The 26,497-nt window shown below is 34.4% G+C and carries 15 protein-coding genes and 2 tRNA genes; 7 read left to right on the top strand and 10 right to left on the bottom strand.

The features are described 5' to 3' along the window. Positions 1-612: 612 nt before the first annotated feature. The 7 genes from R6X41_RS13115 to R6X41_RS13145 form a co-directional block, all read right to left on the bottom strand. Complete coding sequence (locus R6X41_RS13115) at positions 613-1,812, bottom strand: glutamate-5-semialdehyde dehydrogenase (RefSeq protein WP_318500795.1); 1,200 nt, start codon at positions 1,810-1,812, stop codon at positions 613-615. 9 nt (positions 1,813-1,821) lie between these two features. Beyond that, complete coding sequence (proB, locus tag R6X41_RS13120; RefSeq protein WP_412176268.1) at positions 1,822-2,550, bottom strand: glutamate 5-kinase; 729 nt, start codon at positions 2,548-2,550, stop codon at positions 1,822-1,824. A 43-nt stretch (positions 2,551-2,593) separates the two neighbouring features. Then, positions 2,594-3,400 carry a pyrroline-5-carboxylate reductase gene (gene proC, locus R6X41_RS13125; RefSeq protein ID WP_318500797.1) on the bottom strand — a complete coding sequence of 269 codons (807 nt, stop codon included), beginning with the start codon at positions 3,398-3,400 and terminating at the stop codon, positions 2,594-2,596. Between the two features lie 928 nt (positions 3,401-4,328). Beyond that, positions 4,329-11,801 carry a S8 family serine peptidase gene (locus tag R6X41_RS13130; RefSeq protein ID WP_318500798.1) on the bottom strand — a complete coding sequence of 2,491 codons (7,473 nt, stop codon included), beginning with the start codon at positions 11,799-11,801 and terminating at the stop codon, positions 4,329-4,331. A gap of 12 nt (positions 11,802-11,813) precedes the next feature. After that, a complete protein-coding gene (locus R6X41_RS13135) occupies positions 11,814-11,954 on the bottom strand; it encodes a hypothetical protein (RefSeq protein WP_318500799.1) in 141 nt (46 codons plus the stop codon). Between the two features lie 229 nt (positions 11,955-12,183). Continuing rightward, on the bottom strand, positions 12,184-13,848 hold the full coding sequence (locus R6X41_RS13140; protein WP_318500800.1) for a tetratricopeptide repeat protein: 1,665 nt from the start codon (positions 13,846-13,848) through the stop codon (positions 12,184-12,186). A gap of 184 nt (positions 13,849-14,032) precedes the next feature. Further along, positions 14,033-14,488, bottom strand: coding sequence for a hypothetical protein (locus tag R6X41_RS13145; protein ID WP_318500801.1), 456 nt, complete (start codon positions 14,486-14,488; stop codon positions 14,033-14,035). 596 nt (positions 14,489-15,084) lie between these two features. Here R6X41_RS13145 and R6X41_RS13150 point away from each other — a divergent pair. From R6X41_RS13150 to R6X41_RS13165, 4 genes are all read left to right on the top strand, one after another. After that, positions 15,085-15,615 carry a DUF3347 domain-containing protein gene (locus R6X41_RS13150; RefSeq protein ID WP_318500802.1) on the top strand — a complete coding sequence of 177 codons (531 nt, stop codon included), beginning with the start codon at positions 15,085-15,087 and terminating at the stop codon, positions 15,613-15,615. Between the two features lie 39 nt (positions 15,616-15,654). Continuing rightward, entirely contained in the window at positions 15,655-16,218 is a 564-nt protein-coding gene (locus R6X41_RS13155; RefSeq protein WP_318500803.1) for a helix-turn-helix domain-containing protein, read from the top strand. A 68-nt stretch (positions 16,219-16,286) separates the two neighbouring features. Next, on the top strand, positions 16,287-20,021 hold the full coding sequence (locus tag R6X41_RS13160; RefSeq protein WP_318500804.1) for a heavy metal translocating P-type ATPase: 3,735 nt from the start codon (positions 16,287-16,289) through the stop codon (positions 20,019-20,021). Positions 20,022-20,553: 532 nt separating this feature from the next. Beyond that, a complete protein-coding gene (locus R6X41_RS13165; protein ID WP_318500805.1) occupies positions 20,554-20,814 on the top strand; it encodes a hypothetical protein in 261 nt (86 codons plus the stop codon). Positions 20,815-20,923: 109 nt separating this feature from the next. On the opposite strand, the gene R6X41_RS13170 is transcribed toward R6X41_RS13165, so the two are convergent. Both R6X41_RS13170 and R6X41_RS13175 read right to left on the bottom strand, forming a co-directional pair. After that, positions 20,924-21,673, bottom strand: coding sequence for a C40 family peptidase (locus tag R6X41_RS13170; RefSeq protein WP_318500806.1), 750 nt, complete (start codon positions 21,671-21,673; stop codon positions 20,924-20,926). Positions 21,674-21,738: 65 nt separating this feature from the next. Next, complete coding sequence (locus tag R6X41_RS13175) at positions 21,739-22,917, bottom strand: acetyl-CoA C-acyltransferase (RefSeq protein ID WP_318500807.1); 1,179 nt, start codon at positions 22,915-22,917, stop codon at positions 21,739-21,741. A gap of 126 nt (positions 22,918-23,043) precedes the next feature. Between R6X41_RS13175 and R6X41_RS13180 the strand changes: the two genes are divergently transcribed. From R6X41_RS13180 to R6X41_RS13190, 3 genes are all read left to right on the top strand, one after another. Further along, on the top strand, positions 23,044-25,095 hold the full coding sequence (locus tag R6X41_RS13180; RefSeq protein WP_318500808.1) for an HD family phosphohydrolase: 2,052 nt from the start codon (positions 23,044-23,046) through the stop codon (positions 25,093-25,095). Positions 25,096-25,187: 92 nt separating this feature from the next. After that, positions 25,188-25,271: transfer RNA gene (locus R6X41_RS13185), tRNA-Ser, on the top strand. A 54-nt stretch (positions 25,272-25,325) separates the two neighbouring features. Further along, a tRNA-Pro gene (locus R6X41_RS13190) sits at positions 25,326-25,400 on the top strand. A 111-nt stretch (positions 25,401-25,511) separates the two neighbouring features. Here R6X41_RS13190 and R6X41_RS13195 read toward each other — a convergent pair. Next, positions 25,512-26,249 carry an NUDIX hydrolase gene (locus R6X41_RS13195; RefSeq protein WP_318500809.1) on the bottom strand — a complete coding sequence of 246 codons (738 nt, stop codon included), beginning with the start codon at positions 26,247-26,249 and terminating at the stop codon, positions 25,512-25,514. Positions 26,250-26,497: the final 248 nt, after the last annotated feature.

Below are 26,497 nucleotides of genomic sequence, written 5' to 3' on the forward strand. Positions count from 1 at the left end.
TGTTTGTTAACAGATCATGTCACTTCGAGTGAATTTGTGGAGCGGAGTGGAACACATTTTTATCGAGAAGTTGTTATTGGTGTAGGTTCTCGATACACCTTCTTCGTCGGCACTCGAACTGACGTACGGTTGTTTTAGATTTATGTTGTGGCTTGATGGTTTTGGCTATCGCGTGTTGTTTGTTAACAGATCATGTTACTTCGAGTGAATTTGTGGAGAGAAGCGAAACACATTTGTATCGAGAAGTATTGGTTGGTGTAGGTTCTCGATACACCTCCTGCGTCGGCACTCGAACTGACGTACGTTTATTTTAGATTTATGTTGTGGCTTGATGGTTTTGGCTATCGTGTGTTGTTTGTTAACAGATTATGTCACTTCGAGTGAATTTGTGGAGCGGAGTGGAACACATTTTTATCGAGAAGTTGTTATTGGTGTAGGTTCTCGATACACCTTCTTCGTCGGCACTCGAACTGACATACGGTTGTTTTAGATTTATGCTGTGGCTTGTTGGTTGTAATTAAGTTCGAAGTACCTGATTGAAGAACCATTGGTACATTAAAAAAAGGCTACCAATATGGCAGCCTTCGTTTTTATATGATAGTATATCTTAGATTATGCTCGGACATGTCCGTCTCCAAAAATATAATATTTATTGGTAACCAATTCTTTCAGTCCTAACGGACCTCTATGGTGTAATTTATCTGTACTAATCGCAAGTTCTGCGCCCACTCCCATTTTTCCACCATCGGTGAAGCGGGTAGAGGCATTTTGATATACAGCAGCACAATCTACGTTTTCCATAAATTGAAGTGCTTCTTCTTTGCTACTCGTCATAATAGTTGCTGAGTGTCCGCCTGAATAGATATTGATTTTTTCAATAGCTTCATCTAAGTTGTTCACAGTACCTATGCAACATTTTAAAGCAAGAAACTCTTCGTGCCAAACGTCTTCATTCGGAATTAAAGGTTCGTCTTTAAGAGTTTTTTGAGTTTCAGAATCTACCAAGATAGAGACCCCTTTATCTTTAAGAATAGCTTCTAAATCTTTCAATTTTGCTTCGTAATTTGGAATGTCTTTATGAACCAAAATCTTATCTAAAGCATTACAAGCAGATATTTTTTCAGTTTTAGCATTTAAAATCACCTTTATGGTTTTATCCCAATCGGCAGTTTTATCAACCAAAAGGAAATTGTTTCCTCGTCCGCTAACCAAAACTGCGCAACGTGCATGCTCCTTTACAAACTGAATTAAACGTTCGCCACCACGAGGTACCACTAAGTCTAATTTTTCTGAAGGGTTTTTAAGGAAATCCTGAGTTTCCTGTCTGTTTAAAGTTAATAGCTGAATGTAACTGGTGTCTAAGCCATTTTCTATTAACGCTTTGTGCCAAAATTCGACTAATACTTTATTGCTGTGAATGGCTTCTTTTCCACCTTTTAAAAATATTTTATTATTGGCTTTAAAGGCTAGCACAGCGGCTTCTATAGTGACATCTGGACGCGATTCATAAATAATCATAATCGTGCCAAATGGTGCCGTTTTATTGGTAATTTCTAACCCATCGTCTAAAACGCGATGCGAAATGGTTTGACCAATAGGGTCTTCTTGTTGCATAACTTCCGTCACAGCGGTTATCATGCCTTCTATCTTTTTGTCATCTACGATTAATCGATCGTACATGGCTTGGTCGTCTTTACTAAATGCTTCTAAATCTTTTTTGTTCGCGCTTAAAAGTTCTGCTCTATTAGTATCCAATAAATTAATCATGGATTGTAAAACATTATTTTTTAAGTCTGTTTTTAATAACTTCATCTGTGTTTTTTAAATTTCTACTTTTGTTCCTACAGCTTTACCGTCGATAATATCGATGATGGTATTTTCGCTTTTTCCGTTGGCAATAATCGTAGGTATATTTTTTCTAGCTGATTGTTTGGCATAGTTTAATTTCGATAACATACCACCTCGGCCTTCAGCTTCACCTTTAAGTCCATCACTTATAAAATGATTCACGTTTTCGTTAATACCTACTTCTTCAACTAAAGAAGAACCTGCGGCATCTGGATGTCCATCATACAATCCATCAATATCTGTTAAGATAATAAGTTTATCGGCATCAATCATTTCAGCAATTAAACAGGCTAACTCGTCGTTGTCTGAAAACATGGCGTGCGATAAGGATACGGTATCATCTTCGTTCGCTATAGGAATAACACCTTCTGCTAATAAATTTTCGTAACAATTTTGCATGTTTCTGCGATGTTCTCCCGGGTTGAAATCGTTCTTAGTCGGTAATACCTGGGCACATTTCATACCATAATCATGAAAAATGTTATAGTATAAACGCATCATTCTTGGTTGTCCAATGGCAGAATACACTTGCCTTCTAGACGCTTTATCCTTAATATCTGTATGTCCTAAAACTTCCATTCCTGCAATTACAGAACCGGAAGACACGAGTACAGTGATAATATCGCGCTCGTATAATTCGGCAATTTGCTTCACTAAACGATCTAATACAGGTCTTACAATTCTGTTATCTCTATTTGTCATTACGTTGGTACCAACTTTAATGACTATACGTTGTTTATATTTCTTATTTTTCTTTTCCAAGTTCTATAGCTCTATTGAAGGCGGCAAATGCAGCCTCTTTTATTAATTCACTTACATTATTGTCGTCCATACTATCTAAAGCAGCGCGTGTTGTTCCGCCTTTTGAAGCGACCAGTTCCATCCATTTGTTTGGCGAAATGTTGTCTTGATTAAACAAGTCTACTGCACCAGTAAACGTTTGGCTCACCAATACTTTCGAAACGCTTTCCGAGAAGCCCATTTGTAAAGCCGCTTCCATCATACTCTGCATAAAGTAGAAGACGTAAGCAGGACCACTACCTGAGATTCCTGTTGAGGCATCGATGAAGTTTTCGTTACTCACTTTAATCGATTTTCCAGTGGTGTTTAATAAATTTTCAATAGTTAAAAGTTCAATTCTAGACACGCTGTCTGATGCTGTATACGACGTTAATCCTTTCCCTACTTTGGCAGGTAAGTTTGGCATGGTACGCACTACTTTAGCTAAATCTAAAGCGGTTTGAATGTGGCTAATAGTGACTCCAGCCATTAAAGAGATTACAATTTGACCTTTAGTGACTAAAGGAGCCATTTTGCTAAATAAATCGTCTGCGTGATACGGTTTTACCGCTAAAAAAATTAAGTCTGCTTGAGGGACGCAGTCTTTTGGTTCTTTGAATACGTCGAAATGGGAGATTTTATTTAAACTCTCGATTTTCTCGTCGGAGCTGTCTAAAATCATAATGTTTCTTTTTTTAAGAAGTTTCGATTTCGACATCGCTTCGGCATAGGTTAATCCCATGTTTCCCGCTCCAATTACTAATAATTTCATTATGTTATTTTTATGATTAAAATAAATGATAGGTACAAACTAGTTAAATATATGAAATATCAAAATCTGAATAGTTTAATGTCTTTTTAAAGGCTGTTTTTATGTGATTCGTAATATCTATCTGATAAATTGTGAATTTTGTAATAGCCTATCTTTATAGTAGATATAAGTAAACTCTATTTTGGAGGGTGTTTTTTAGTTGAAAAATGACAGTTATTCAATGAATAATTAACAATGAAAAATTAATAATTTAGGTGGTTAAAAGGTGGGATTTTGATGCTTTTTTTAAGTTTCAGAGTTTCAGAGTTTCAGAGTTTCAGAGTTTCAGAGTTTCAGAGTTTTGAGGGAACTTGTAATGTTAAACTGAATTTAATTTAGCTTTTTCTAGTTTTAGGATTTTTTACTCTAATGTGACCCTGAAACACGTTCAGGGTGACGATTGGGGACTTAAAATATGATGGAATTCGCAACGTCATGTTGAACTCGTTTCAACATCACATAACCGTTGGTTTTTCATTCTGTAATTTGCTGGCCTGGAAGTTTAGCTTAGAGGCTTTGAAACTTTGCGTCTTAGAAACTAAAAAATGAAATTACAATTGATACAGAATAAGTTTCTCAAATAGTAGGTTTCTCTTACTCTAATGTGACCCTGAAACGCGTTCAGGGTGACGTACTCAGGGACTTTTCAATTGACAATTAATAATGAACAATTAATAATTTAGGAGTTGAAAACGTGGAATTTTGAAATAGGTTTGGAATGCTTCAACATCACATCACAGTGCATTTTTCATTCTGTAATTTGCTAGATTAAAAGTTTAGTTTTGAAACTTTGCGTCTTTGAAACTTAGAAGTAACCTTAAACAAAAAAATCCCCCACTACAAGTGTAGTGAGGGACTTCTTAAAAAACGGGTTGCTATTAATCAGTAATTAATTTTTTACAAACTTAAAGTTAGAGCTCTTATCGTTAGAAGTTGCTTTTACAAAGTAAACGCCGCTTGCTAATTTAGAAACATCTATTGCTGTAGTATTTACAGCCTCTACATCTGATTTAAGAATTAATTGTCCGTTAAGGTTATACAATTCGATAGTATCGATTTTAACACTAGCGGTAATGTTTAAGACATCCGACGCTGGGTTCGGGAATACATGTAATCCTAAAACATTATTATCGTTAATACTTAATGTCTGTCCTACATGAATGGTTATATCATTTTTAGTAACATTTCCAAAATCATCAGTAGCTACTAAATGTAAAGTTGTAGTTCCTTCTGCTATTGTTTGAAACACAAAAGTGTCTCCAGAAATATACAATGCTGCTAAAGAAGGATCTGCTATAGTCGCTTCAAACGTCATAGCGTCTCCGTCAGGATCCATAAAGAATTGACTGAAACTTTCGTTGTAATATGCATCAATATCTTCAAAATATATATCTTCTGTAACTATAGCTTCTGGCGCTCTGTTTGTGTCCATAACTTCAATAGTTAACATTTCTGAATGTGATGCTTCATTACTGTCTGTAAATATAGCTTCAACATTGTATACACCTTCACTATCGTAATCCGGAGACATTGTTAGTGTAAGTACATTGTTTTCTAAAGAGTGAGTTAACCAAACAGGAGCGTCTTTTAAAACAACAGTTATATCGTTGTTTTCGTCGTCTACTATCGTTAATTCAGAAGTTGATGTTTTTCCTTCTGTTGCAATAATTAACTCTGGTTTATCGCTAATACTTGGTGCTTTATTTACGTGTAGAGTAACAGGTATTTGTGCAAGAGTATTTAGCGGATCGTTAGTTTGAATAACTAATTTTGCATATTGATTTCCACGTTCTGCAAGTTCTGCAAAGAAATCTAATGATACATTTTGTGTTGCTCCAACCTCAACAGTTTTACCATCTAAATCTTGTAAAACGACCCAAGCACTAGAAGAATATGTTTCTTCCATAGCTCTAACCATCCAACCATTACCGTTGTAGATTTCTTGTAAATCTAACCACTCATTTTCAGCAAAAGTTGTGAATCTACCTACAGCAGTTTCAACACCTGTTGCGACACCTTGTGGGTATGTTAGTTCGAATGGGTAGGTTAAAATAATGTAGAAATTTTCGTTAGGATAGATTTCGTAAGTATCCATAAGCTCGAATGTAATAATTTGTTCTTCTAGCCCATTTGTTAGGTCATAAGTTACAGAACCAGAACCTAAAATTGTTGCATCTGCAATGCTTATACCTCCTGCACGAATTTCGTACTGAATGTCTCCTTCTAACAATTCAGTTGCTCTAATAGCTGTTTGCACATGAGAAAGTGAAAAGCCATTAGGACCTGCGTTAAATTTAGTTCCCGCATTAAAATCTGCAGTACCACCATATCCAATATATGTATCTGGTGCTTCCTTTTCGTCGTAGGCTAAAACAGAGTTAAAATCACTACTTGTTTGAATACTTAGCGATTCAGTGCTTGTTCCTTTTACAGTATGTAATGCCATATTTTTATGAGTTGCATAAGAACCCATAGTTTCTGTTACTGCACTTGTAGTTAAAGGTGCTCTTAGGTAGTCTAAACTTAATTCGAAAGTCAATTCTCCTTCACCATTCGTATTATTAAATGTAGCTGTTTGAGAATCTGTACCTGATGTTGTCGCAATACTACTATAAACTGCTTCCGTATCTACTGCAAATACAGGCGGTGCTGTTACATTAGCAGTTACAGGAATTACTAATGGATCTAAAGCACTTGTTACAATTACGTTATTAGATATTTCTCCAATAGTTTCTGGAGCATATGTAATTCTAAATTTAGCAACTCCGTTTGGCGCTAAGCTTGGCCATTCCCATAAGTAATCGATATTAGACCAATAATAAAATCCGAACCAACTGTCATAAACAAACATTTCGATCATGTATTCTTCTGGATTACTTTCCATTGCCATACCTGAAAGTTGTAAGGTTGAAACTCCAGTGTTTAAAACATCAAATTCGCGTAAATATGTTTTTTGAGCATCGTCTATTTTATAAGCCATTACATCCCCAAACTCGATAACCGCTATAGAAGAATCTATTGCAGGTTCGCCAACTACTGTTAAGGTTACGGGTTTTTCTAAAGCTTCTTTATTAGGCACATTAGTTCTTAATTTTAAAGCGCTAGCATATGTTCCTGCATAAACTGAACCTGCATCAATATTGATGTATGTCGTTAATGTTTGTCCAGCTTCGATAATTTGCTTTTCGGCAGGTGTTAATACATAAGCTAATCCTGCACCATGGTTTAAATTTATTTTATTCGAAATTAAAACATAATCTAAATGGTCTGTATCTGTAGAGTTCTGAATCCCAACTGTAGAAAACTGAGATGTTAAGTCTAAACCACCAATAACTTTATATTGGAATTTCATAGTTCCGTTATTGTAAAAAATAACTTGAGCAGATATTGGGTCGCCCATTGCTCCGAAATTATTTGTTAAATAATCCCAAGATATTACCGTTTTATTTTCGTCTGTGTATAAGAATATACCAGAATCATCAGGGAATAAATATGAGTTAGTACCTCCAAATGTCCAATACGGCGCAATGATTTTGTTATACAATTCAGAAGGAATGTCATCACTTGAAAACAATACTGAATCTGGTTTTTCTAACATAATAGCACCGTTTTCAGCAATGTAGATAACATCATATTCTTCGCCATAAAAACGAATAGGGTTTTCTAATAATGTTTCTCTGTAGTATTGTTCCGGATCGGTAACATCGTCTGTAATAAGAGGAATTTGTGTCCCCATTTCACTAATATCTAACCAGTCGTAATTTTCGCCAGTGTTATATGTTTCTACAGTATATGTAAAATTAGGAATATCGTCGCTAACTACTATTTGGTCTCCTAAAGACAACCATTCTGTTCCCGTAGCTACAATTTCTAAATCTGCTTTTCCAGTATTTTCAATAGTTAATTTATGAGACGCTGTTTCTCCGAAGTTAAGTGTTTCTTCGATAGCTGTTAAGTCTACTACAATTGCAGGTGGGGCTGTAACAGATCCTTTTAAGATCACTTCAAACATAGTACCTTCATCATTTGTAATAGTTACCAGGTCTTCAAAATCACCAATTACATCTGTAGGTAATTCTATATCGAATATTAAAGACGATCCAGCAGCGATTTCTCCATCTTTTTCACCCGTAATTACAAAACTATCCGTGCTTTGTTCGAAAGATGTTAGTGTACTTATAGCCGTTCCGTCGTTAGATAAGAAAAAACTTTTAGATGCTATCGCGCCTTGGAATACAGTTCCAAAATCTAATGCTGTAGTAGAAATTGATACATCTGTTGTTCCACCGTCGGTTACATTTAATTTAATTAATGCAATTTTTTGGCTGTTTTTAGGGTCGTTAGAAATAAAACTAATGTAACGATTAACTAAGCCTTCGTTAAGTAAGCTCCCGTCCATTTTAATTTCTAATTCTGCACTATCACCAGGTAATAAAATTCCACTTCCATTACTAATAGATGTAATGATATCTGGACCTGGATAATCGTACCCTATAGCCATTCCTGAATAAACAGGCTTTGTATCTGTATAGTCGTTATATAAAATGCCTTCTACTTGGTCGTAATCTTCGATAAGTATATTTAAGTATTTTGTATTAGATTCTGAGTACGTGATATTACTATAATAGAAACGAATATCTCCATTACTATGCAATACCATTTGTGCGCTTAAATTACCATTATAACCATCGGTAACGTTTTCGTATTGTACAATAACACGATCAGGTTGTACTTCATAATAAATGTTTCCACCGAGACTTAGATCCATATATGTTCCTAAAACAGAAATATAACCTTTTGGAGTATATGGTGCTCCGTTAATTTTTGGGAAATTAATAGGAGATACTTCGTCTGAGAAGGTAGTAAAACCACTTTTAGCGACATATAACTGATTGAAATCTCTTTTAAAGTAAGGGAAATTAAAGCCCATATCGACTTCTAAATAGCTATTGTCATTTTCCTTGAAAAATTGAGTGATTTGCGTACCACTTGCAGAAATATCTTGGTATGCATATTCAATAGGTTCTGTATCGCCTTTTTGGTTAGATCTGAACTTGTATCCAGAAGCATTATAACCGTCTTCCCAATTATCACTAATACCTTTAGTATCGTAACCTGGAATAAAATATTTTAAAGTAGTTGCTCCTGTGTTTTCAACTGTGATATTCGCAGAAATTTGGTCTCCAATAGTGATATTATCTACAGTTTGCGTTTCTGGAGTTATAGTAATTTCTGCAGGTGCTGTATTTACACCAAATAAAATAATATCTGCAGTTTCTTCATTACTTGAAGATGTAATAGCTAATATACCATTATCGTTTCCTATCGTTTCGCCTGGTGTATACAAAATTGTAACATCTACGGCATCTTGAGCAGAAATTTTCCAAGGTGCATATCCTACAATTTCGAATTGTGGATTTGAGCTTGTAACAGTAATATCGCTAAAGTTTCCGTAACCGATGTTAGATACGGTAAAGGTAAGTTCTTTAGATTTTCCTTGAAATACATTTCCGAAATTTAATTCTGAAATTGCACTTAAAATAGGTTGCTGATTTTCTACCGTTAACGTGACAGGTAACCTTAACTCTGGATTAGTACCATCGTTAGATTCTAAAATCACATTGGCGTTATACGTCCCATTTATTAAGGTTTCTGCATTAGCTGTTAATGTAGTTAGTGTTTGATCGTTTCCTGCAATTTCTCCAGACACTGGATCTAAAGTTAAATAGACTCCTAAATACTCGTTATAAGTAGAAGCAGATATACCCCAAACGTAATCTTCAGATTCAAGTAATTCAGGTAGAGATGCCCAAGAAGATCCCATATCGAAAGACATAAAGCAGTTTTGGTCTGAATTGTCTGTGGCATCCAGTTTCGGTCCTATTCCTAATGGATATAAATTCCCAGCAGGGACGTGAAATACTACAAAAAATGACTCTCCATTTTCGAAAAATAATTGTTCGTCTAAAGCAATATAAGCAAAGTGTTCTGTTGTACCCCAAGAGCTATAATTTTGAGTATACATTAGGTTTTCTTTGGTTAATTGGTTTTTGTAAATTTCAACAATAACCTCTCCTAAAGCAGGGTCGTGTTTTAAATATCCTTTTACATTGGTTAAGTTGAAACCTTCTTCTGTATTAACCGTAAATTTGGTGGCAGAAGAATTCGGAACTGACACATCTTCATCACCAATAATATTAGACATATACCAATAGTATTCTAACGTATTAGATTCAAAGCTCATAGGAGATGCAATTGCATTTGCTATAGATCCTGTTCCTGGCAAGTCTTGCATGATAATTTTAGCACTTGCAGTTGTTTTTGTATTACTTGTTGGGTAATTTGTAGTCACCGCTCTGTTGTAAGATAAAGATGTAGCTTTGTGTCTCGCTACAAATTCCCATCTTAAAATACCATCTGCTTCATTAAGAATGTTAAGGTCGTGAGTTTCTGTTACCGAGGTAATAGCATCAACATTAATGTTAATGTCTTTACTAGCTTCATCTACATTAATTGCTGGACCCGCATTTGTAGTTCCTATAGTAATATTAGAAAGCGAAGATATATTTCCCCATCGGTCTAAAGCGGTAACCGCGAAGTAATACGTTGTTAATCCATAAAGATCTTCTACATTAAAGGTAAATGTATCACCAGCATTCGCTGTGTTTTTTATTTCAATTTTATCTGCAGTATTAAAATTTTCAGTAGTGATTTCATTCTGGCTGTAATATACTGCGTAAGATACAGGAGTAGTATCGTCTTTATCAGTAGGTACAGACCAAGATAAATTAGCAAATTCTTGAGCCATTCCATCGACAGTTAAGTCTGAAATAGCTAAAGGAGCTATACCTTCATCGTTTTGAATCGCTAAGTAAGCATCAGAAAGCTCACCAAGTTTGCCTATATAGTCTGGGTTTAATTCATCTATATTAGTTGTACCTGTTAGTAATTTATTTAATAAAATTTCAGGCGTAATTTGAACAGGACTGTTAGCTAAAGCTAATGCACTAATACCAGAGACATGAGGACAGGCCATAGATGTACCGTTTAAATATCCGATTTTATCATTTGGTAAAGTACTCAATACACCATTATTGGTTCCGTATACTCCAGAATCTCCACCTGGTGCAGAAATATCTACCCATGTACCGTAATTTGAGTAAGTGGCTTTAATTCCTTCAGGTCCGATAGAACTTACCGTTAATACTTCAGGGTAATATCCAGGATACCATTCACCATCAGAATTAGAATTTCCAGAAGCAAATATCACAATACCACCTTTCATTGGGCTTCCAACATAGTCTCCAGCTTCTGCAATAAAATAGTTTATTGCATCGCGAACAGATTCTTCTGAATTCCCTGTAGAATTGTATCCCCAACTGTTTTGAGAAATTACCGCACCATTATCTGCTGCGTAAACATAAGAGTTCGCAGCGTTTTCGCTTCCACCAATAACTTTTAAAGACATTAATTTAGCTCCATCATTATTACCAGTTCCACCAGCAACTCCGGAAACACCAATACCATTATTATTAACGGCTGCAACAGTTCCTGCAACGTGTGTACCATGGGTCTCTGGATCGATTTCACCAGTACCTGTCGCATAATTCCATCCGTAAATGTCATCTACATATCCATTTCCGTCGTCATCTACGCCTGGCTCTCCATTTAATTCGGCATCGTTAGTCCACATGTTATCTGCTAAATCTTCATGCTCAACATCAATTCCTTCATCATGAATAGATACAATAACGTCACTACTACCAGCAGTAACTTTCCAAGCAGCATATAAATTAACATCTTTCCCATCAGGATATCCTGTCTGGCCAGTATTATTATAATGCCATTGATCTGGTAAATACGGGTCGTTAAAAGGCTCGCTTGCAAAAGTAGCCATACTTCCTAAAACCTCGATGGCTTGGTAATTAGAAATTACTTTTTGCAGTTGTGTTTCTGCAATAGTAACTTCACCAAGACCTTGATATTTTTTTGCTATACTAATAGCATCTTCGTTAGCGTTTACGGTAACCTCGTACCATAAATCTAAACCATGCTTTCGTAATTTTGCTTCTAATCTTTGATTAGGATTTTCAGGAAAAAGACGTGTAATATTTGTGGCCTGAAATTGGCTAGAAACAGCATCTATAGATGAAACTCCAGTAGTTATAACACCTCGTTTAGTTTTAAGTGAATTAGCCTTAAGGGTGTTCCCAACTGTTTTGGTGACCTTAATACGAACCACACCTTGTCTCTCGCCTCTTTCGTTAAAGGTTGCATTGCTTTGCCCATAAGTAAGAGCGGTGAAAAATAGTAGTACTGCAAAAATGCATACTCTAAAATTCGTTGTGTACTTGTCTGTCATATGTTTAATTGATTATTGATTATTCTTTTTAAGTTTTTCTAAAATCTTCTTTAGTGCAGAATTTTGATCTTCACGATCTTTAATAAAAGATTCTAATCTTTTATCTTCTAGCTTCGTTTTTGTAGTGTCTTTTTTTACATCATTTTTTCGCATTTTAATTAGAATTATAAAAGTTATAAGTGCTAATAAAGGACAAAGATGTGTAGTTAAGAAGTTTTGAGAGTTACAATGAAAGTACAAGCCTATGTAAGGTGCTTACATTTGTAATACAAGGAATCGCAAAACTCTGTTTTGTAGTGTTTTGTTGTGAAAATTTAATTATAAAAAAAGTAAGGTTCTGCTCTTAAAACAGAAGGGTTAGAGTCTTGTATATGTAAAAAGACTAGATATTTTCTAAAAAGGAAGTGAGATTTGTGTCTGTATTATTAAGTCCAAGTTTCTTTCTTAAACGTGTTCTTGCCACATTTAAACTGTTTGTAGATTGACGTGTTAAAGTACAAATTTCTTTAGAGGTCATATTCAGTTTTAAGAAGGCGCAAACCTTTCTTTCGTTAATAGTAAGATTGGGAAATTGATCGTTTAAACGTTCATAGAAATCGTTGTAAACTTGATTAAAACGGACTTCAAATTCATCCCAAATAGCATCGTCTTTTCCCGTTTGTAAATCTATTATTATCTTTTGAATGTCTTTCTGATTTTCCTTCTTTGCAGATTTTTTTACGGTAATAAGTCGCAGTGAAATTTCACTAATCAGTTCATTCTTTTTAATAAGGTACATTACATTAGTCGTTAAATCTTTACTCCTTGTTTCCAATTCGTTTTCTAAAGATTGCTTTCTAAGCGATAATTCTATGTTTTCTAAATCGACTTTATCTTTGGCAAGTTGTTGATTTTTCGATTTCGTCTTAAGAAGCGAGTATAACGTGATAATAATTAAAATACCTAAGATTAAAACAATACCTATAAAAATTGTGACGTATTGTTTTTTCTGTTGTTTAGCTTCTTTTGCTTGAGTTTCCTTATCGAACTTAAACTGCATTTCGGCTTCTGTAATTTTACGTTGCGTTTCGCTATTCGATAAACTATCGTTTATAGATGTAAACGCGAGGTGTTGCTCGTAAGCCTTTTGGTAATCTCCAGAAAGTGCATAGGTTTGGCTAAGTATTTCAATAACTTGAGCTTGAGGTTCGCTAACATTAGCTTCTTCACATTTAGACAAACCGAGTAGTAAAGTCTCTTCGGCTAATTTTAATTGACCCCGTTCTTTATATAATTTCCCTAAATGTTGATACGATTTACATTGTCCGAATGCATCGTTTTCTGCAATTCGAATTTCTAAAGCTTCATTTAAATAGCTTTCAGATAAATCGAATTTATCCATTTTTAAATACACCAAACCCATATTAGAATACAAAGAGGAAAGTGTTTTTAAATCTTCGGCAGCTTTACTATGTGTTAACCCTCTGCTATAAAATTCTAAAGCTTTATTTAGATCTCCCTCAACATCGTAAATAATTCCAATATTATTTAAAATTTTGCCTTTATTGGCTTCATTTTCTGATGATAGCGGTAAGCTTTCTCTTTCTAAAGCATCGAGTGTTTTGTTGAAATTTAATAAAGCTTCATCATGTTTTTTTTGATGCATAAATATTATCCCAATGTTATGTCGTATTTTTATAGCTTTAGTATCATGATTTGTATTTTCATATATTTTTAGAGCTTTAAGAAAATAATCCATGGAGAGATCTAGTCTACCTTTCATTAAATAATCTGTTGCGATACTGGAAGCGCTTGATGCAATTAGCGTGTCAATATTTGCATCTGTTGCAACTTTTAGAGCTTTTTTGTTGTAAAGTAGGGCTGAATCTAAATTTTGACTGGTGTAGTAGTCACCTATTTCTAACAATGCACCAACTTTATTCTCTGAAGTTTTGGTGTTTTCATACTTCAACTTTAAACTATCTAATTGTTGTGAGAAGCCAAAAGAAGTTATAATGAGAAAAAGCGTTAAAAAGACTTGTTTTATTAGGGAGGTGTTGCGTTTCATGTACGGGAGGGTAGAATACAAAGAAACGTTTTTTACATAATGTATGCAATTTTATGGCTTTTTTTAGTGTCTAGTTAATAAGGAACAACGGGTGATGAGTATATATTAAAATAAGCTCATTTTGGAGTGACATATTGTAGAATACGCAAATTTCTCACAATCTAATCGTTCTTTTATATTGAAGTTAACTTTCGTGTTGTTCTACTTTTACCACTTTTCCATTTTCAAAATAAATATCTAATACATCTGGGTCTATATTAAAAAGTCCAGGTGTAAAGCCCAAATTATATCCGATGTGATTGTCGTTATACACATAAAAGCCTGTGCCGAGTAAACCGGATATTTCTTCTTTAGTCTTTCCAATAAGCATGTTGCTTTCAATGATGTCTTTAGACATTGTATAACGCTCCTCTATATTCGTTTCCCAGTGAAATTTGCTGAATTGATGCGTAGGATAATAAGTAGATGAAGCAAACCACAACAACATAATACTTATATACAAAAACGGACTTATAATTAATGCAGGGAATACCGCAATATAGTTCCGGTTTTTATTCGTGCCAATATCTAGCCTTTTTAAAACCCATCGTGATATAAAAAAAGCGGGAATGGCTAGTATAAGGATGAATATGATGGTCATAAGTTGTTAGAAGGATTTGTTGTAAAGATTCATTATTTGGTTTGAGTCATTTAAAATATGTAAAATTATTACTAATATTTAAAATGAGATTTAATAAATTGATTTGTTGTTTTTTTAAGCCTTAAATTTAACTTAGGAAGTCTAAAATGCTGTTAATTAAAATAATTAATTACAAAAACAGGATGTAGTGCCGACCATAAAACAGTAAAACAAAATGGCCTTATGTGGTTCCTTTTTCAATATTTAATAAAAGTTATAAGTCGATAATCAAGTAATATAATCTTAAAAAACAGGAGCTTAAAATCTGTTATATTGAAAAGAAAAATACTTTAAAAATGGTTTCGGATAAAGGTTTGAGCTAGAGTGAAATAGGATGGTGTAATTGTGAAATATTATCTAAAAATTTAGAACAGGCTAAAGATTCGGAAACTATTTTAAAGAGAAATTAAGAAATTAGAGTTACCGGTTTTAATCATGTTTTGTAAATTCGGGACTTGTAATTAGAATTTTGAGATTAATTAGACTGAAGCTATTAAAAAGTGTTATTCTCAACTAAATGTCATTAAATATTTAAGTAAATAAGAAAAAATATAATTATGAAAAATGCAAAACAAATTATCAGTTTAACGGTGTTAGGAATTGTTTTAATTTCTGTAGTATCTTGTAAAGGAGACGCTAAAGAAACGGAAACGATAATAGAACAGGACGATATAACAGTAGTCGAAATACAACAAGCGAATCCAGAGTTTAAAGATGCAACTGTAGCGGCCACGTTTCAACACTATTTATATTTAAAAAATGCACTAGTAAAAACAGATGCCATAGAAGCAAAAAAAGGTGCAGAAATGATAGCAAACACTACCGAAAATTCGGAGATTAAAGCATTGGCTGTAGTCATAGCTTCAGAACCGGATATAGCGAAACAGCGTGAGCAGTTTTCTGATTTAACAACGCTATTAAAACCGATTTTAGTAGCTAGTTTATCGTCGGGTGAAATCTATGAGCAAAATTGCCCAATGGCGTTAAGCGGAGGTGCAAATTGGTTTGCTATAGAAAAGCAGATTAATAATCCGTATTACGGAGATAAAATGTTGCATTGTGGTCTTGTACAAAGCACCTTAAATTAATACAAAATACAAAGATAATTTATACAAACGAACCGTTTTATGGAACAACATATTTTTATAAAAAACATGGTTTGCGAACGCTGTAAACAGTCCGTGACAGAACTGCTTGCTGCTATGGATATTCCTTTGTATGGATTGACTTTAGGTGATGTTGTTATTGAAGAGATTGATACAGAAACCTATGCTAAATTAAAAAAGAATCTTCATGAAAAAGGTTTTGAATTAATTAAAAGTGAAGATGATATTATTATCGAGCATGTTAAAACGACACTTATAGAAGCGTTAGACACTCCGCTTGAAGTCACCATGACTATTTCTGAAGTGTTAACCACGCGCATCCCAAAAGATTATTCGGTTATTAGTAAATTGTTTAGTAAAACTATGGGGATCACCATCGAAAAATATTTCATTCAATTGAAAATTGAAAAGGTGAAGGAACTCATACAATTGGGGCAATTGCAGTTTACAGAAATCGCTCATGTTTTAGGATATACTAGTAGCAGCCATTTAGCGAGTCAGTTTAAAAATAATACAGGGTTGTCTATGAGTGCATTTAAAGCATTGCAACAATGGGATAGAAAAACTCTAGACAAAATAGTATAAGGATATCCCCGAATTGTGTAAATCAAATTCGTCTTTTAACAGTAATTTTGTAAGGTAAATAAACGATTATGAAACACAAATATATAATATCTGGAATGACTTGTAATGGCTGTCGTGGTCATGTAGAAACTATTTTAAGTCAGGTTGAAGGCGTTTTAAAAGCAGCTGTAGATTTAGAGAAATCGGAAGCTACAATAGACATGGAATATCATATTCCAATAGAAATATTTCAACAAGCATTAAAAGCAGATGGTGGGAGATATGGTATAAATCCCCGCTCAGCCTCCCCAAAGGGGAGGAGTTTAGATTCTGACATAGAAAAAAATGTAAGTAAAGTTTCTGGTTGTTGTTCTTCTAAAGCTGAGCCTCAAAAATTGTCTTATACGTATCATATTCATGGCATGACGTGTAACGGTTGTCGTGGTCACGTAGAAACTATTTTAAGTCAGGTTGAAGGCGTTTTAAAAGTATCGGTAGATTTAGAGAAATCGGAAGCTACAATAGACATGGAACATCATATTCCAATAGAAATATTTCAGCAAGCATTAAAAGCAGATGGTGGGAGATATAGTATAAATCCCCGGCCAACTTCACCAAAGGGGATGAGTTTAGATTCCGATAACGAAAATTTTGAAAGCAGAACAGATGCTTCTGAATGTTGTTCAAAGAAAGAATCAACTGGATTGATGTCTCATACGTTTCATATTGATGGAATGACTTGTAATGGTTGTCGTGGTCACGTAGAAACTGTGTTAAGTCAGGTTGAAGGCGTTTCTAAAGCATCGGTAGATTTAGAGAAATCGGAAGCTACAATAGATATGGAATATCATATTCCGATAGAAATATTTCAACAAGCATTAAAAGCAGATGGTGGGAGATATAGTATAAATCCCCGCCCAGCCTCCCCAAAGGGGAGGAGTTTAGATTCTGATAACGAAAATATTGAAAGCAGAACAGTTGCTTCTGGATGTTGTTCAAAGAAAGAATCAACTGGTTTGATGTCTCATACGTTTCATATTGATGGCATGACGTGTAACGGTTGTCGTGGTCACGTAGAAACTATTTTAAGTCAGGTTGAAGGCGTTTTAAAAGTATCGGTAGATTTAGAGAAATCGGAAGCTACAATAGACATGGAACATCATATTCCAATAGAAATATTTCAGCAAGCATTAAAAGCAGATGGTGGGAGATATAGTATAAATCCCCGCCCAGCCTCCCCAAAGGGGAGGAGTTTAGATTCTGATAACGAAAATATTGAAAGCAGAACAGTTGCTTCTGGATGTTGTTCAAAGAAAGAATCAACTGGTTTGATGTCTCATACGTTTCATATTGATGGCATGACGTGTAACGGTTGTCGTGGTCATGTGGAAAAGATTCTTAGCGCGGTTGAAGGCGTTTCAAAAGCAGCGGTAGATTTAGAAAAGTCTGAAGCGACTATTGAAATGAAGCATGATATTCCATTAGAAACCTTTCAGAAAGCATTAAAAGCAGATGGCGATACCTATACTATTCATCCGTTAGTCGTCAAAGAACACGAGTTGCCTATAAAAAAAGCAAAAGATACAGGCGCGGGAACATATTATTGTCCGATGCATTGCGAAGGCGAAAAGACGTATAATGCACATGGCGATTGTCCAGTTTGTGGGATGGATTTAGTGAAAGAGCAAAGTTTAAAAGCAACAAAAACGGAATATACTTGTCCGATGCATCCAGAAATTATTAAAGATGCGCCTGGAGATTGTCCTATTTGTGGGATGGATTTAGTGCCTTTAAAACCTGAAGCTTCTCCAGAAGAGCAAGCCTATAAAAAGCTAATAAGAAAACTAAAAATAGCAGCAGGATTTACCATTCCTATTTTTATAATCGCCATGTCCGAAATGATTGAAGGCAATCCTTTATATAACATTATGCCTTTAAAATATTGGAATTGGGTGCAGTTTGCATTTTCTATTCCTGTTGTGTTTTATGCGACTTGGATGTTCTTTGAACGTGCTTATAAAAGTATAAAAACTTGGAACTTAAATATGTTCACCTTAATAGGAATAGGTGCAGGAATTGCTTGGTTATTCAGTGTGTTTGGTTTGTTGTTTCCTGATGTTATTCCAGATCAATTTAAAACGGATTCTGGTACTGTACATGTGTATTTTGAAGCTGCAACTGTCATTTTAACTTTGGTGTTAATGGGGCAAGTTTTAGAAGCTAGAGCTCATAATAAAACGAACGATGCCGTTAAAGCACTCTTGAAATTAGCACCCAATGAAGCCATTCGTGTTAAAGATGGTAAGGAAGATATTATTGCTATAGATGATATTGTTTTAGGAGATTTGTTACGTGTTAAACCAGGAGATAAAATACCTGTAGATGGTTCTGTTTATGAAGGTGAAAGTAGTGTAGATGAATCTATGATTACGGGAGAGCCTATTCCTGTTAGGAAAACGGAGGGCGATACGGTGAGAGCAGGAACTATTAATGGGAAACAGTCTTTTATTATGACTGCCGAAAAAGTAGGAGAAGATACCTTGCTGTCTCAAATTATCGAAATGGTAAATACCGCAAGCCGAAGCCAAGCACCGATTCAAAAATTGGCCGATAAAATTTCAGGTTATTTTGTGCCCGTTGTTGTGGGTGTTTCTATCCTAACATTCATTTTATGGGTGATATTTGGTCCAGATCCAAAATATGCATTTGCGTTTATAAATGCTATTGCAGTGTTAATTATTGCGTGTCCGTGTGCTTTGGGGTTAGCAACGCCAATGTCTGTTATGGTTGGTGTAGGTAAAGGTGCCCAAAATGGCGTGCTGATTAAAAATGCAGAAGCCTTAGAGAAAATGGATAAAATAGAAGTGCTAATTATTGATAAAACAGGAACCATTACAGAAGGGAAACCTTCAGTTGAAAAGGTCGAATCTGTGTCAAGCAACTTCGACGAAAATACAATACTCCAATATATAGCTTCTATAAATATGCTGAGTGAACATCCGTTAGCAGAAGCCACCGTAAAATATGCAAAAGAACAGAATATCAGTTTTCTGAAAATTAAAGATTTCAACTCCGTTTCCGGAAAAGGTGTAACAGGTGTTGTCGATGGAAAACAGCTTGCTTTAGGAAATGCTAAGATGATGGAAGACGCAAACGTATCCGTTTCAGCAGACCTAGAACACGCAGCTTTGAGTGAGCAAAAGAAAGGAAAAACAGTATCGTTTTTGTCGGTTAATAAAACTGCAGTTGGTTTTGTAGTTATTGCAGATAAAATAAAACCGACGAGTAAACAAGCTATAAAAGAATTACAGGATTCAGGCATAGATGTAGTAATGCTTTCTGGAGACAATCACGAAACAGCCGCAGCTGTTGCAGAAGAATTAGGTCTGAAACATTTTAAAGGCGGAATGTTACCACAAGATAAATTAAGTGAAGTAGAGCGCTATCAAAATGAAGGTAAAAAAGTGGCTATGGCTGGAGATGGTGTGAACGACGCACCTGCGTTAGCAAAAAGTGATGTAGGAATTGCCATGGGAACAGGAACAGATGTAGCGATAGAAAGTGCGTCTATTACTTTAGTAAAAGGTGATTTACATGGAATTGTAAAAGCGCGAAAGTTGAGTGAAAAAGTGATGAAAAATATTAAACAGAATTTGTTTTTTGCCTTAGTCTATAATTCTGTTGGAGTGCCGATTGCAGCAGGTGTATTGTATCCGTTTTTCGGTATATTATTATCACCTATGATTGCAGCTTTGGCAATGAGTTTTAGTTCGGTTTCTGTTATTGCAAATGCCTTGCGATTAAGAACAGCTAATATTAATTAACTATAAAAGAGACGATAAAAAGTCATGAAATATTCGATATACTAAACTTGTTTAAGTACTTATAATTAAACGTCATGCTGAAATGAGTTAAGCATGACGTTTTCATTGTATTGAGACACAAAGCAAGTGCGTGTACTGCTTGTGTGGTAATTTAACGGATATAAAAACTTTTCATTTCATTTAAATATAAAGTGTCATTATATTTAAAACTACTTATAGAATTGTATGGAATAACTCCAAAAGCTTATGTTCTGTTTCTTGAAATGGATAACCAAATAAGGATGGATATTGGTTAAGTTTAAGGAGAGTAATTAAGAATTCACTTTATGATAAAGTAATGTTAAGTTGTGGTGAAAATGATAAAATCATAGATTAAAATAAGGTTCCGATTTCTTTTAATATAATTTCTTGATTCTTTTTTTAAGAATAATTTAATGCTCGAAAAAATAAAATCTAACGATTATCTGCTTGTGTTTTAATTTTTAATGTTAATTTGCGAGCGTATTAATATTTTAATAATCAAAAACAATTCATGGAAATCTTATTAGATAATGTAATACCTGAGGATCATCCGCGAACTTTTACAACAAATGCTTCGGAGCATAAGGATGTAATTAAAGTTAAGCAAGCGGTTATGGCGATTGATGGGGTAGAATCTATTGAGTTTATGGATATTATTTTTCCTAAACAATTTAAGGTTAGTGTATCCAAAATGATTGAAGTCCGGTTTGTAGAAGAAGCCGTTAATGAAGTTGGTTTTAATGCCTTACCTAGAGAGTTCTTATCATTCTAAAACATAAAAGCTAGTCATTTAAATGACTAGCTTTTATGTTTTTTTTACTAATTAGCAGATGTATAGTTACTGAATTAACGATCCCTGAGCGGTTAATTTGCCTACATTTCTAAATAATTTTTTTAATGACACGTAATTTATGGGTATGCATATTTCTATCTGCATTATAAATTCCGGAATGGTCTAATCTGTCTATTCTTATTTTTCCGTGGGCGTGTATAATATAATTGTCATTCATAATAATTCCTACATGAACAATTTGTCCGTCATTATTATCAAAAAAAGCCAAATCACCAGCTTCACTTTCTTCAATAAAACTTAGAGGTTCGCCTTGTGTGGCTTGTTGCGAAGCATCTCTTAGAATTTTATATCCATTTAGTTTATAAACCATTTGTGTAAACCCCGAACAATCAATCCCAAAAGGTGTTTTTCCACCCCATAAATAAGGCGCATTTAAATACATAAATGCGGTATTTATAAGATTGGTTTTTGGTTGAATTTTATTAGATACATCTCCGTCGTGCGTGTGCTTTAAAATGTGTAAGCTATTTAAAGTAGAACCTAATGGAATAGGGTAGAGTTGGTCGTTTGCATCGTTAACAAATTCGACTAAATCGGTAGCGAGTTTAGGCTGTTCAGAATCCAATCCGATATAAATTTCTTCTGAAATTTCAACATATTGTTTGTTGTCTATCCAACCTTCATAAGTATCGAAAGCCAATCGGATTTTACTCCAGTTTTTTCGTTGTTCTAACACCTTAAAATGTTCGCCATAGAGTACTTGTGAAATAAGTTCAGAAGCATCAGCTGGTTCAATTCTTAAAGGGACAATGCTTAAATTACAAACGCCGTATTGCATTAATTAACTATTGAATTTTGCTCTAAATATAGAATTTAATGAGTTTTTAAAAAAGATATTTTCAATTAAAGGCGTTCCAACACCATTGCCGAAGCTCCGCCACCACCATTGCAAATCGCAGCAGCACCAAGTTTAGCGTTGTTTTGTTCTAGAACATTTAAAAGTGTAATAATAATACGAACTCCAGAACATCCTAATGGATGACCCAAAGAAACAGCACCTCCGTTAACGTTTACATTGGCATCTGTTAAACCTAAAATTTTCATGTTGGCTAAGCCGACTACAGAAAATGCTTCATTAAATTCGAAGAAATCTACATCTTCAAGTTTTATGCCCGCTTTGTCTAAGGCTTTTGGTAATGCTTTTGCAGGAGCCGTAGTAAACCGTTCTGGTGCTAATGAAGCATCAGCATAACTTTTTATAATTGCTAAAGGTTTCAAACCTAAGGATTCTGCTTTGTCTCTGCTCATTAAAATTACAGCTCCAGCACCATCGTTTATAGTCGATGCATTAGCAGCTGTTACCGTTCCGTCTTTGCTAAACGCAGGACGAAGCGATGGGATTTTATCTAACTTCACATTCTTGAATTCTTCATCTTGACTAAAGATAACAGGTTCGCCACGACGCTGAGGTACTTCTACAGGAACCACTTCATTATCGAATTTTCCAGCCTCCCAAGCAGCAGCAGACCGTGAATAAGATTGCATTGCATATGCATCTTGATCTTCGCGAGAAAACTTATACTCTGTCGCACAAGCATCAGCACAAACACCCATTGCATTGTCATTATAGGCATCCATTAAACCGTCTTTTTGCAGACCGTCCATTAGAGTTGCAGGTCCAAATTTTGTACCTGTTCTTGCGTGCATATAATGTGGAATCATACTCATGTTTTCCATACCACCAGCAACAACAATTTCGGCATCGCCTAAAGCAATAGATTGAGCCGCCATCATAATCGCTTTCATGCCAGAAGCACATACTTTATTTACTGTTGTACAAGGAACCGTATTCGGAATTCCTGCGTAAATGGCCGCTTGTTTTGCAGGCGCTTGTCCGGTACCAGCTTGAACCACATGTCCCATAAAAACTTCGTCGACTAAATTAGCATCAAGATTTATTTTATCGAGCGCACCTTTAATGGCTACAGCACCTAATTTAGGGGCAGGAATTGTAGAAAGTGAACCTAGAAAACTTCCGATTGGAGTTCTCGCAGCAGAAACAATAACGACTTCTTTACTCATAACAACACATTTACGATTTATTGTTGCGAAATTAATGAAATTAATAGGATTTAAGAAGGATTCCTCACTTATAAACCTGTTAAAACGCTTTAATTTTTATTACATTTGATTTACTTAATTCCATTTATGAAAGACTTTGTAAATACCCTATACAGGAACCATACCTTGTTATATAAAGTATTGCTTTTTATATGCACCACATTTTTAATTGTGTATTTGTTTCCTAAAAGCGGGCGATTTAAATACGATTTTGAAAAAGGAAAACCTTGGCAATCTGAAAATTTATATGCGCCTTTTAATTTTGCGATTAAAAAAAGTAATGAAGAAATTTCGACTGAAAAGCAAGTCGTGACTTCTGATGCAATTCGTTATTTTGATATTGATAGCGGTATAAAAGAACAGGTTTTTAAAGATTTTGAAATCACCTTTAAGAAAACTGTTCCCGACACTATTCCTGGTCGAGATTCAAAAGCGTTGTTTGATGAAGGCACAAAGATTCTTAATTATTTTTATCATTATGGAGTGCTTCATGAAGATTACAGTTTCAATGCAAAAAGTACGGTTGTTTTATTAGAAAACCGTGTTGAAAAGGTAAATGCTGAATATTCAAACCTCGTCAAGCAAGAAAATATAAAGCCACTATTGATTAAAACTTTAGGCGATCATAAGCTAAGCAATTATGAGAAATTATTTTTGTCCGTTTTCTACGATGTTATTCAGCCAAACTTAACTTACAATAAGGAATTTACAGAACGTGCTTTAGAGGAAGAATTAAATAAAATATCTTATACAAGAGGTAGTGTAGAAAAGGAAACACTTCTTATTTCTAAAGGAGAAGTGGTTGAAGGTGATAAATTTCAAGTCTTAAAATCGTTAGAGTCTGAATACGAATCGCAGGTTTGGAACGCTTCAAATTACAACTGGATTGTTTTTGCTTATACAGTGTTAGTGTCCCTTGCGTTGCTTATGTTGTTACTGTTTTTAAGAAAATACAGACGCGATGTTTTCGAGAATAATAATAAAGTAACGTTTATTTTCTTTAATGTATTGTTTATGGTTTTTATAACCTCGTTGGTTGTAAATTATAATGCGCATTACATTTACGTGGTACCTATTTGTATCCTTCCGTTGGTTTTAAAAGCATTTTTCGATGCCAGATTAGGACTCTTTACACATGTGGTTACGATGTTGTTATTGGGATCTATTGTTCCGAATAGTTACGAGTATATGTTCCTTCAGATTATAGCAGGAATTGTTACTATTTTAACGGTTTCAGAATTATACAAGCGAGCTAATTTATTTATTTCGGTAGGTCAAATTACTGTTGTTTACATCATTGCTTATTTTGCGTTTTTCGTAATCCATGAAGGAAGTATAGATAATTTAAAATGGGAAACGTTTTTAATGTTTATTTTATGTGGATTGGCAACGTTGTTTGTTCAGCCTTTAATTTATGCCTATGAAAAAATGTTTGGATTGGTGTCTGATGTTTCTCTGTTGGAGCTTACAGATACAAATACGAAGTTGTTAAAGGAATTAGCTGAAAAGGCACCCGGAACATTTCATCATTCGTTAAACGTAGCCAATTTAGCTGAAGCTTGTGCAAATGAAATTGGAGCTAACAGTATGCTAATGCGTGTAGGGGCATTATATCATGATATTGGTAAAATGAAAAACCCGACATATTTCACCGAAAACCAATCTACAGGCATAAATCCGCATGATGAATTAGCGCCTAAGGAAAGTGCTAAAATTATTGTAGATCATGTTTTAAATGGGATTGAAATAGGGAAAAAGAACAAATTACCAGACCGTGTTATCGATTTTATAAGAACGCATCATGGAACTAGTGTGGTGTATTATTTTTATATGATGGAAAAGAAATCGCATCCAGATGATGTAAATATTGATGATTTTAGATATTTAGGTCCGAAGCCCTTTAGTAAAGAAACTGCTATTTTAATGATGTGTGATAGTGTGGAAGCTGCATCGAAAAGTTTAAAAGAACCAACGTCTACAAAAATAGATGCTTTTGTAGAAAGTATTATAGATAAGCAGATGGACGAGGGACAATTTTTAAATTCTAATATTACGTTTAAAGATATTCAGTCCATAAAAAAAGTGCTAAAACTCAAGTTAGCAAACATTTACCACTTGCGAATAGAATACCCTGAATAATTTTTATAAAAAAAGTTCAAAAAAGGTTGTAATATTTAATAACAAGTCCTATTTTTGCACTCGCAAAATTATTGCAACGTTCATAGTTTTTAGGAGAGGTGCCAGAGTGGTAATGGAGCAGATTGCTAATCTGTCGACGCGTAAGTGTCGCCAGGGTTCGAGTCCCTGTCTCTCCGCTAATTAAAGTCTTTAAATATTAATATCGGGAATTTAAAGATAAACATACACCTCGGGGTGTAGCGTAGCCCGGTTATCGCGCCACGTTTGGGACGTGGAGGCCGCAGGTTCGAATCCTGCCACCCCGACGAAAAAAAAGCTTTGCAGTAACTGCAAAGCTTTTTTCGTTTTATATATCTTGTTTTTCTAAATTACTTGAATGTGGTGTAAGGTTCGTTGAGTTAAAAGAGGGTCCGTGCTTACATGCTAATCAAATAATTTTTCTCGAACATCTTTTCATATACATCTTTGCTAAACATATAAAGTTGTGCAGGTTTTTTTGAAACTCCTACTTGTTTTTCGTCTAAAGGAATGATGTACTTTTTGTTTATTAATTTCCGTCTAAAATTACGATTGTCAATTTCAATTCCTAAAATAGATTCGTATAAATCCTGAACTTCATTTATAGTAAATTTATGAGGTAATAATTCAAAGATTATAGGTTCAGAAAGACATTTTATTTTTAAATCCTCATAAGCTTCTAAAATGATGCTTTTGTGATCGAAACCAACTTCTGGTAATGCACTAATAGGAAACCATTTTGCATTGTATTTGTTTTCTAAGAGATTAACAGCTTCAGTTTTTATTAAAAAATAATAGGCGATTGTTACTGTTCTGGTATTAAAGTCTTCATTTTTAATCCAAATCAGATCTTTCTCGTTTAATAATCGGTTAGGATCTCCAAAAGCCCTAAATTGTTTCTTGTATAAACCCGTTAATCCGGTCAATTCTTTTAATGCCCTAGTTGCAGTGTCGTCTAATGTTTCATTATTGTTAACGTGGTAACCTGTTAAAACATAGTCGTCTACAATTATTTTTGGATCTATTCCTAATTCCAAATAACGCTTTATAAGTAAAACATTGAGTGTTTTTTCGATTGTATTATATCCAAAAACAACGCAATCTACAGATACATTTCTTATTTTTTGTGATTCCATAAGCTAGTTTAAAAGGCTAATTTAATAAATTAATCTTCAAGTTTGTAAAATTAAACGTAATAAATACATTTTATTTTTTAACAATTATCTAGTGTTTTAGGAATACTTCGAAAGGTAATTTAGCATATATTTGTATGTAAATGAGTTAATATAGAATATTTTACAGATTTATTTTGATATTTGATTTTTTTGAATAACTTTGAAATCTCGTTAAAAGCGTAAAAATGACGTTTGTAGAATATTACAGA

Source organism: Formosa sejongensis, assembly GCF_033447105.1.
Classification (GTDB): Bacteria; Bacteroidota; Bacteroidia; order Flavobacteriales; family Flavobacteriaceae; genus Formosa.

Bases quoted from the DNA above. Each gene is read 5' to 3' on its own strand.
- R6X41_RS13195 (WP_318500809.1), bottom strand. From the start codon at position 26,249: ATGGAATCACAAAAAATAAGAAATGTATCTGTAGATTGCGTTGTTTTT.
- R6X41_RS13115 (WP_318500795.1), bottom strand. From the start codon at position 1,812: ATGAAGTTATTAAAAACAGACTTAAAAAATAATGTTTTACAATCCATG.
- R6X41_RS13150 (WP_318500802.1), top strand. From the start codon at position 15,085: ATGAAAAATGCAAAACAAATTATCAGTTTAACGGTGTTAGGAATTGTT.
- R6X41_RS13170 (WP_318500806.1), bottom strand. From the start codon at position 21,673: ATGCAATACGGCGTTTGTAATTTAAGCATTGTCCCTTTAAGAATTGAA.
- proC (WP_318500797.1), bottom strand. From the start codon at position 3,400: ATGAAATTATTAGTAATTGGAGCGGGAAACATGGGATTAACCTATGCC.
- R6X41_RS13175 (WP_318500807.1), bottom strand. From the start codon at position 22,917: ATGAGTAAAGAAGTCGTTATTGTTTCTGCTGCGAGAACTCCAATCGGA.
- R6X41_RS13140 (WP_318500800.1), bottom strand. From the start codon at position 13,848: ATGAAACGCAACACCTCCCTAATAAAACAAGTCTTTTTAACGCTTTTT.
- R6X41_RS13135 (WP_318500799.1), bottom strand. From the start codon at position 11,954: ATGCGAAAAAATGATGTAAAAAAAGACACTACAAAAACGAAGCTAGAA.
- R6X41_RS13155 (WP_318500803.1), top strand. From the start codon at position 15,655: ATGGAACAACATATTTTTATAAAAAACATGGTTTGCGAACGCTGTAAA.
- proB (WP_412176268.1), bottom strand. From the start codon at position 2,550: ATGACAAATAGAGATAACAGAATTGTAAGACCTGTATTAGATCGTTTA.
- R6X41_RS13130 (WP_318500798.1), bottom strand. From the start codon at position 11,801: ATGACAGACAAGTACACAACGAATTTTAGAGTATGCATTTTTGCAGTA.
- R6X41_RS13165 (WP_318500805.1), top strand. From the start codon at position 20,554: ATGGAAATCTTATTAGATAATGTAATACCTGAGGATCATCCGCGAACT.
- R6X41_RS13145 (WP_318500801.1), bottom strand. From the start codon at position 14,488: ATGACCATCATATTCATCCTTATACTAGCCATTCCCGCTTTTTTTATA.
- R6X41_RS13180 (WP_318500808.1), top strand. From the start codon at position 23,044: ATGAAAGACTTTGTAAATACCCTATACAGGAACCATACCTTGTTATAT.
- R6X41_RS13160 (WP_318500804.1), top strand. From the start codon at position 16,287: ATGAAACACAAATATATAATATCTGGAATGACTTGTAATGGCTGTCGT.